The organism is Rothia endophytica (genome assembly GCF_039543885.1).
Lineage (GTDB): Bacteria > Actinomycetota > Actinomycetes > Actinomycetales > Micrococcaceae > Rothia > Rothia endophytica.
Map to the genome: position 1 here is coordinate 1 of NZ_BAABKP010000015.1, position 1,626 is coordinate 1,626.

Genomic DNA, 1,626 nt, shown 5'->3' on the forward strand with positions numbered 1-1,626 from the left:
TCACATCAAGACTTGGCGGATTCTTCATACGGGGTTTAGGCGGCCGTTGGGGTTGTATGGGCGGGTGTTTGCGGTGGTGCGGGGGTTGGTGTTTTTGGCTGGGGGTGGGACTTTTGAATAAGCCTCATTTAACAAACGGCTAATATTTTGAATATCCCGCACCAGTGAGACGGCAAAATCAACAGCCTTCAAGCCACCTTCCTTAACAGCAGGAGCACCAGACTTCGAAGTGCTTTTTATAGAGCCTAAAGTCACACCTTTAATAAATTCATCGCCAGCAGCTTTCAAGGTTTTATCTCCATAACGTTCCGGAGGCGCACTCAAATATGTACCAGCAGCACTAAACCCACCAGTCGTAGAATCAGAGATCAGGTTAACAGCACCATTCCTCACCACACTAGTCTCAGCCAACTTCTCCACCGGAGCAAACCCAGGAACCTACTGATTAGCCTTCACCCTAGAGGCAACACCAGCAGACCCACCACCCCACAAAGCGCCATTAGTCAACGAAGACACCGCACCTGAGACCGTATGATCCACATCCGATGACAGATAGTTAGCAGTATTAGAAAAAGCACCAGAAGCAGCCCCAGAAATAGTCTCACGCCCCACAGCAGAAACCGCTGGAGTGAACTTACCCGGCACCTGAGCAGCCGTCCTAGAAAAAGCAGAACCAACTCGTGCAGAAGCATACCGCACAGCATGCCCACCAGAACTGTTACCCAAAAGATTAGCAACGCGCATACCAGAAGAACCTAGCCGTGACGTCACAGCCCTGCCCATAGACCCAAAGGAAGAAGCAACCGCGCTGCCCCCAACCTTAAGAACCTGTGATATACCTCCACCAATAGCACCAGTCAGACCACCAATCAAAGCTGACTTGCCAACCTTGCCCCAGTCAACCCGACCATTAGCATCTTTACTAATGGAAAAGCCTGCAGCAAGAGCCGCACCACCTAAAGCACCCAGAACAATAAGCGCAGCAGGGCCAGCAACTAGCGCCCCAGCTACTGTTAGTAAGGCTCCACCAATAATGAGTCCTGTCTTGATGGCTCCAGCGTGTTTATCAATCCGCTCCATAGCACGGTCCCGGGTATCAGCCCGATACTCCCTAAACTCAGAAGCGGTCATCGGCGACAAACCCCACGGATCCACCAACCCCACCGGATCATTCCCCACAAACGCATACACATTAGAAGCCCAACCAGCACCCACCGGCGAGGCCAGCGGGTCAGGAGAAATAAACCCACGAGAGGCCGCATCATAGGCACGAACCCCTAGGATCTCCAGGCCAGCGACCTGCAAAGACCCAGCAACCGTCACCCCAAAACCAGGAACAGCAGCAGGCAGGGCAAAAGAAGGCGCGGAGGCAGACACGACGATATCTGAGGCAAACGAACTAGAAGAAGAAAACCCCTACCACCGGTCAGGATGCTACCCAGCCACACGGGGCAAAAGAAAGAAGGGGATGTTTGGTGCCCAACAAGACACCAGCACCCTGAAGTGCCCCAGGTTTTGTTCCGTTTGAGTAGATGGGAAAATTTGGAACATGCCGAAGAAGTTTGATCAGGAGGCGAAGGACCGTGTGGTCCGTCTCGTGGAAGACCGCATCCTGGCAGAGAGTAT

2 protein-coding genes are annotated in these 1,626 nt (G+C 52.8%); both read right to left on the reverse strand.

The window, feature by feature from the left end:
- Nucleotides 1–24: 24 nt before the first annotated feature.
- Nucleotides 25–420: a hypothetical protein gene (locus ABD982_RS11190; RefSeq protein ID WP_345447640.1), complete on the reverse strand. Its 396-nt coding sequence runs from the start codon at nucleotides 418–420 to the stop codon at nucleotides 25–27.
- A gap of 18 nt (nucleotides 421–438) precedes the next feature.
- Nucleotides 439–1,377 carry an RHS repeat-associated core domain-containing protein gene (locus ABD982_RS11195; protein ID WP_345447643.1) on the reverse strand — a complete coding sequence of 313 codons (939 nt, stop codon included), beginning with the start codon at nucleotides 1,375–1,377 and terminating at the stop codon, nucleotides 439–441.
- Nucleotides 1,378–1,626: the final 249 nt, after the last annotated feature.